Raw genomic sequence first — 6,640 nt, forward strand, 5'->3', positions numbered from 1 at the left:
CTCACGTATTTCGATTTGTTCCGGGGTTATGGGAGAGGCCTTTGGCGTTTTCCCCTGTCGCTTATCACGCAGTTGTTTTACCCATTTCGTCATCGTAGAAAGGCCGACGTCCATGGCTTTTGCTGCTTGCGCGGCGGTGTAATTTTGATCGACAATCAGTTGAGCGGATTCGCGTTTGAATTCAGGACTAAAATTTTTTCTTTTCATTGGTGCACCCGTGTTGTTCTGAGGTGAGCATATCACCTCTGTTCAGCTGGCCAAATTCAGTGTGCCACTACACTTTTGCGGCAGAGGGGCGAGGTCAAAGACCTTCAGCGTGGTTCGACGGCGGAAAAAAAACTTTTTGCGATATATCAGTAGTGCCCTTCACGGTAGAGTTTCTTTTAACCGTTCACGTTCAAGGGACTCGTCACGATGCAACCCAGATGTTATTAGTGTTATTCATCTTATCATTAGCAAATTATTTTAATTACTGACGATATATTGACCTTATGTGTTTTTGCTACCCTCGGAATAACTTAATTATTTGATATACGCTCCTATGCAGTTGAAATCACAATGACAAAGGCCACGCACAGCGCTAAGGCGGGTTTGAGCCTGTCGCCGCAACCTTTTTTACGGTGGCGCGACGCCTTGTTTAACATGCCTGGGTTAATATCGAATACCACATCTTTAGCCTTGCGGCTTCGTTCGCCGCAGCGGGCGTGAGGTGCGTTATGCCCGCATAGCAGGAATCTGCAGAGGGCTTGACAGGGTCCGTGCAATAATAAAAAAACCGGAGTGCATCACTAATGACCAACATCACGAAAAAAACGCTTCTTGCCGCGACCGTGGTTACCGCCATGGGAATGAGCGTTGCTGGACAAACTTTTGCCGCGGACGTTCCCGCCGGCGTGCAGTTAAGCGACAAACAGGAACTGGTACGCGGCAATGGCGCTGAATTGCAATCCCTGGATCCGCACAAGATTGAAGGGGTTCCCGAATCCAACGTTAACCGTGACGTACTGGAAGGCCTTATCATTAACGACCTGCAGAGTCGGGCACAGCCGGGCGTGGCCGAGAGCTGGGAAAACAAGGATTTCAAAATCTGGACCTTCCATCTGCGGCAAAACGCCAAATGGTCCAATGGCGATCCGGTCACCGCGCATGACTTTATCTACAGCTGGCGACGTCTGGCGGATCCCAAAACCGCCTCTCCTTATGAAAGCTACCTGCAATACGCTCAGATCACCAATATCGACGATATCATCGGCGGCAAGAAAAACCCGGACACGCTGGGCGTGAAAGCACTTGACGATCATACCCTGGAAGTCACGCTGGCCGAGCCGGTGCCGTATCTCATCAAAGTGCTCGCCCATCCGTCCATGTCGCCGGTGCCGCAAAAAGTAGTGGAAAAATTCGGTGAGAAGTGGACCCAGCCTGCCAATTGGGTGGGGAATGGCGCCTATGTCGTCAAAGACTGGGTAATTAACGAACGTATCGTTCTAGAGCGAAACCCGCAGTACTGGAATAACGCTAAAACCGTCATTAATAAAGTCACCTATCTGCCGATCTCGTCCGAAGTCACCGACGTCAACCGCTATCGCGCCGGCGAAGACGATATGACCTACAACAACCTGCCGATTGAGTTATTCCAGAAACTCAAGAAAGAAATCCCTAAAGAAGTCCATGTCGATCCCTATCTTTGCACCTATTACTACGAGATCAATAACCAGAAAGCGCCATTCACCGATGCGCGCGTGCGTACCGCGCTTAAGCTCGGGCTGGATCGCGATATCATCGTCAATAAAGTGAAAGCGCAGGGCGATCTGCCGGCCCACGGCTTCACGCCGCCCTATACCGATGGCGCCAAGCTGACGGCACCGGAATGGTTTGGCTGGTCGCAGGAGAAACGCAACGAAGAGGCGCGGAAATTGCTGGCCGAGGCGGGCTATACCAAAGACAAACCCTTGACCTTCGATTTACTGTATAACACCTCGGATCTGCATAAGAAGCTGGCCATCGCCGTGGCTTCTATCTGGAAAAAGAACCTCGGTGTTAATGTGAAGCTTGAAAAACAGGAATGGAAAACCTTCCTCGATACCCGCCGTCAGGGCAATTTCGACGTCGCCCGGGCCGGCTGGTGTGCGGATTATAATGAACCGACGTCCTTCTTGAACATTATGCAGTTCAACAGCTCCAATAACAGCGCGCATTATAAGAACCCGGCATTTGATAAATTGCTGGTCCAGGCCCTGCAGGCCGGTTCGGAAGACGCTCGCGCCGGCATCTATCAGCAGGCGGAACAGCAGCTGGATAAAGACTCGGCAATCGTCCCGGTGTATTACTATGTTAACGCCCGTTTGGTCAAACCTTACGTAGGGGGTTATACCGGTAAAGATCCGCTTGATAATGTATATGTAAAAGATCTCTACATTATCAAACATTAAGGACGTTTGACGTGAGACAATAGGGCAGGCCGCTGGCGGTCGTGCCCTATTTGTTCTGCAAACGCCTTACCGTCTACTGCCACGTTATAGGTCTGGTAATGTTAAAGTTTATCCTTCGACGGCTGCTGGAAGCGATTCCAACGCTGTTCGTACTGATCACCATCTCATTTTTCATGATGCGTCTGGCACCCGGCAGCCCGTTTACCGGCGAGCGCAACCTGCCGCCGGAAGTGATGGCCAATATTGAAGCCAAATACCATCTGAACGATCCCATCCTTACGCAGTACGGCAATTATTTATTGCAACTCGCCCACGGTGATTTCGGTCCCTCGTTCAAATATAAAGACTACTCGGTCAATGATCTGGTCGCCAACTCGTTTCCCGTCTCAGCCAAACTGGGGCTGGCGGCGTTTTTGCTGGCGGTGGTGGTCGGTGTCGCCGCCGGGGTTATGGCCGCGTTGAAGCAGAACACCAAATGGGACTATCTTGCCATGGGGTTTGCCATGACCGGCATGGTGATCCCCAGTTTTGTGGTAGCGCCGCTATTGGTGCTGATTTTCGCCATCACGCTGAAATGGCTGCCCGGCGGCGGCTGGAACGGTGGCGAACTCAAATTTGTCATTTTGCCGATGGTCGCGCTTTCACTGGCTTATATCGCCAACATCGCCCGCATTACCCGCGGTTCGATGATTGAAGTGCTGCATTCCAATTTCATCCGCACCGCGCGCGCTAAAGGGCTGCCGATGCGGCGAATTATTTTCAGCCATGCTCTGAAGCCGGCGCTGCTGCCGATCATCTCGTATATGGGACCGGCGTTTGTCAGCATCATTACCGGTTCGATGGTGATAGAGACGATTTATGGTTTGCCCGGTATTGGTCAGCTGTTTATCAACGGCGCTCTCAACCGCGACTATTCCCTGGTGCTGAGCCTGACGATTCTGGTGGGTACCCTGACCATTGTGTTTAACGCCATTGTCGATGTCCTGTATGCGGTTATCGACCCGAAAATCCGATATTGACGCTGGAGCGCGCAAATGATTGTGAGCAAAAAAAATAGCGAAGCTCTGGAGAAATTCAGTGAACAACTGGAAGTTGAGGGCCGCAGCCTGTGGGCCGACGCCCGCCGACACTTCATTCATAACAAGGCGGCGTTGGCCAGCCTCTTTATCCTGCTGCTGATCGCGTTGTTCGTCATCCTGGCGCCGCCGCTATCTGCATTCCGCTATGACGATACCAACTGGGGCATGATGTCCAATGCGCCGGATATCGCCTCCCAACACTATTTCGGCACCGATTCCTCCGGCCGTGATTTGCTAGTGCGGGTCGCCATCGGCGGCCGTATTTCGCTCATGGTGGGCATTGCCGCCGCACTGGTGGCGGTCGTAGTGGGGACGCTCTACGGCGCGCTGGCCGGTTATCTCGGCGGCAAAACTGACTCCCTGATGATGCGGCTGCTGGAAATTCTCAACTCGTTTCCGTTCATGTTTTTCGTCATCCTGCTGGTGACATTTTTTGGTCAGAACATCTTTTTGATTTTCGTGGCTATCGGGTTGGTTTCCTGGTTGGATATGGCCCGTATCGTCCGCGGACAGACGCTGGGGCTGAAGCGTAAAGAGTTCATTGAGGCGGCCATCGTCAGCGGCGTGTCCACCCGCAATATTATTCTGCGCCATATTGTGCCGAACGTACTGGGTGTGGTGGTGGTGTACGCTTCACTTCTGGTGCCCAGCATGATTTTGTTTGAGTCCTTCCTGAGCTTTCTCGGTCTGGGCACCCAGGAGCCGCTTTCCAGCTGGGGGGCGCTGCTTAGCGACGGCGCCAACTCCATGGAGGTGTCTCCCTGGCTGCTGATTTTCCCGGCGCTGTTTCTGGTGGTGACGCTATTTTGTTTCAACTTTATCGGCGATGGGTTACGTGACGCCCTCGATCCGAAAGACCGTTAAGGAGTTCCGCCATGAGCACGAATCAAACCTTGGTGCCGGACGCGGTGACGCTTACGGACACCGCCTCGCCGGTACTGCTGGATGTGCGTGACCTGCGGGTGACCTTCGCCACCCAGGACGGCGCGGTGACCGCGGTCAACGATCTCGATTTCACTCTGCGCGCCGGCGAAACCCTGGGCATCGTCGGCGAGTCTGGCTCCGGCAAATCCCAGACCGCTTTCGCCTTGATGGGGCTGCTGGCGGCCAACGGCCGTATCGACGGCAGCGCCAAGTTCAACAACCGCGAAATTCTCAATCTGCCGGAAAAGCAGCTGAACAAACTGCGCGCCGAGCAGATTTCGATGATTTTCCAGGATCCGATGACCTCGCTGAATCCCTACATGCGCGTGGGCGATCAGTTGATGGAAGTGCTGCAACTGCATAAACGGATCGGCAAACATGAGGCTTTTAATGAGTCCGTGCGCATGCTGGACGCGGTAAAAATGCCTGAAGCGCGCAAGCGCATGCGTATGCATCCCCATGAGTTCTCGGGCGGTATGCGCCAGCGGGTGATGATCGCCATGGCGCTACTGTGCCGACCGAAACTGCTCATCGCCGATGAGCCGACCACCGCGCTGGATGTGACGGTGCAGGCGCAGATTATGAACCTGCTCAATGAATTAAAACGCGAGTTCAATACCGCCATCATCATGATTACCCACGACCTGGGCGTCGTGGCCGGCATTTGCGATCGGGTACTGGTCATGTACGCCGGACGCACCATGGAGTACGGCAAGGCGCGCGATGTGTTTTATCGCCCAAGTCATCCCTATTCCATCAGCCTGTTGGCGGCGGTACCCCGTCTGGATGCGGACGGTAGCGAAAGCATGAGCAGCATTCCCGGCAATCCGCCTAATCTGCTGCGCTTGCCTAAAGGCTGTCCTTTCCAGCCGCGCTGTCCCTACTTGATGGACATTTGCGCCACCATGCCGCCGCTGAAACGCTTTGGCGATCAGCGACTGCGCGCCTGTTATAAGCCACTGGAGGAGCTGATATGAGCACCCTGGCCGAGAAGAAAAAAGTCATCCTCGACGTCGACAATCTGAAGGTGTATTTCGACGTGAAAGGGGATAAACAGTGGTTCTGGCAGCCCGCCAAAAGCCTGAAGGCGGTAGATGGTGTGTCCCTGCGGCTGTATGAAGGGGAGACGCTGGGCGTAGTCGGCGAGTCCGGCTGCGGTAAATCGACCTTTGCCCGGGCGCTGATTGGTCTGGTCAAAGCCACCAGCGGGCGCATCGCCTGGCTGGGAAAAGAGTTGCAGGATATGAATACGGCGCAGTGGCGAGCCGCGCGTAACGATATCCAGATGATTTTCCAGGATCCGCTGGCCTCGCTCAATCCCCGCATGACAATTGGTGATATCATCGCTGAACCGCTGCACACCTATTTCCCGAAAATGCCCCGCCAGGAAGTGAAGGAAAAAGTGCGCAACATGATGATAAAGGTCGGGCTATTGCCGAACCTGATTAACCGTTATCCCCATGAGTTTTCCGGCGGGCAATGCCAGCGTATCGGCATTGCCCGGGCGCTGATTCTGAAGCCGAAGCTGGTGATATGTGATGAACCGGTGTCGGCGCTGGATGTGTCCACTCAGGCGCAGGTGGTGAACTTGTTGCAGCAACTGCAGCGGGAAATGGGGCTTTCGCTGATTTTCATTGCGCACGATTTGGCGGTCGTCAAGCATATCTCCGATCGGGTTTTGGTCATGTATCTCGGCCATGCCGTGGAGCTTGGCACTTTTGAAGAGGTGTATCACAATCCACAGCATCCCTATACGCGCGCGTTGATGTCGGCGGTGCCGATACCGGATCCGGATAAAGAGCGCAATAAGGTCATTCAGCTACTGGAGGGGGATTTGCCCTCGCCGATTAATCCCCCGTCGGGATGCGTGTTCCGCACGCGCTGTCCGCTGGCCGATGAGAGCTGCGCCGTGACGCGACCGATATTACAGGGCAGCTTCCGCCACGCCCGTTCATGTATCAAGGTAGATGTCGCCCAGCTGGCGCAATAACAGGTCGGCCAAGCGGGCGCGGCGGGAGGGGGTTGCCGCGCCCGATTGGTGTAGTGGCACACTGAATTTGACCACCTGAACAGAGGTGATCTGCTCACCTCAGAACAACACGGGTGCACCAATGAAAAGAAGAAATTTTAGTCCTGAATTCAAACGCGAATCCGCTCAACTGGTTGTCGACCAAAATTACACCGCCGCGCCAGCAGCAAAAGCCATGG

The 6,640-nt window shown here is 54.2% G+C and carries 6 protein-coding genes; 5 read left to right on the forward strand and 1 reads right to left on the reverse strand.

The features are described 5' to 3' along the window. A partial coding sequence (locus ACTBDU_RS15580; RefSeq protein WP_438807098.1) for a transposase occupies nucleotides 1-207 on the reverse strand: 207 nt, incomplete at its 3' end. 584 nt (nucleotides 208-791) lie between these two features. Between ACTBDU_RS15580 and oppA the strand changes: the two genes are divergently transcribed. The 5 genes from oppA to oppF all read left to right on the forward strand — a co-directional run bounded on the left by oppA (nucleotide 792) and on the right by oppF (nucleotide 6,422). Beyond that, nucleotides 792-2,429 (forward strand): oligopeptide ABC transporter substrate-binding protein OppA, encoded by a 1,638-nt coding sequence (gene oppA, locus ACTBDU_RS15585; RefSeq protein ID WP_438807099.1) that lies wholly within the window; start codon nucleotides 792-794, stop codon nucleotides 2,427-2,429. 98 nt (nucleotides 2,430-2,527) lie between these two features. Then, the gene (gene oppB, locus ACTBDU_RS15590; RefSeq protein WP_438807100.1) at nucleotides 2,528-3,448 is read left to right on the forward strand and encodes an oligopeptide ABC transporter permease OppB; all 921 of its coding nucleotides are present in this window, start codon (nucleotides 2,528-2,530) and stop codon (nucleotides 3,446-3,448) included. A gap of 15 nt (nucleotides 3,449-3,463) precedes the next feature. Further along, nucleotides 3,464-4,372 (forward strand): oligopeptide ABC transporter permease OppC, encoded by a 909-nt coding sequence (gene oppC, locus ACTBDU_RS15595; RefSeq protein ID WP_438807101.1) that lies wholly within the window; start codon nucleotides 3,464-3,466, stop codon nucleotides 4,370-4,372. 11 nt (nucleotides 4,373-4,383) lie between these two features. Beyond that, nucleotides 4,384-5,409, forward strand: a complete 1,026-nt coding sequence (locus tag ACTBDU_RS15600) for an ABC transporter ATP-binding protein (RefSeq protein ID WP_438807102.1) — start codon at nucleotides 4,384-4,386, stop codon at nucleotides 5,407-5,409. After that, nucleotides 5,406-6,422: a murein tripeptide/oligopeptide ABC transporter ATP binding protein OppF gene (gene oppF, locus ACTBDU_RS15605; RefSeq protein WP_438807103.1), complete on the forward strand. Its 1,017-nt coding sequence runs from the start codon at nucleotides 5,406-5,408 to the stop codon at nucleotides 6,420-6,422. Before ACTBDU_RS15600 ends, oppF begins: the two co-directional genes overlap by 4 nt. The last annotated feature ends 218 nt before the right edge of the window (nucleotides 6,423-6,640 follow it).

The sequence above is a fragment of the Sodalis sp. (in: enterobacteria) genome (assembly GCF_051710625.1).
In the GTDB taxonomy this organism is placed as follows: domain Bacteria; phylum Pseudomonadota; class Gammaproteobacteria; order Enterobacterales; family Enterobacteriaceae; genus JBPESN01.

Bases quoted from the DNA above. Each gene is read 5' to 3' on its own strand.
- oppA (WP_438807099.1), top strand. From the start codon at position 792: ATGACCAACATCACGAAAAAAACGCTTCTTGCCGCGACCGTGGTTACC.
- oppB (WP_438807100.1), top strand. From the start codon at position 2,528: ATGTTAAAGTTTATCCTTCGACGGCTGCTGGAAGCGATTCCAACGCTG.
- oppC (WP_438807101.1), top strand. From the start codon at position 3,464: ATGATTGTGAGCAAAAAAAATAGCGAAGCTCTGGAGAAATTCAGTGAA.
- ACTBDU_RS15600 (WP_438807102.1), top strand. From the start codon at position 4,384: ATGAGCACGAATCAAACCTTGGTGCCGGACGCGGTGACGCTTACGGAC.
- oppF (WP_438807103.1), top strand. From the start codon at position 5,406: ATGAGCACCCTGGCCGAGAAGAAAAAAGTCATCCTCGACGTCGACAAT.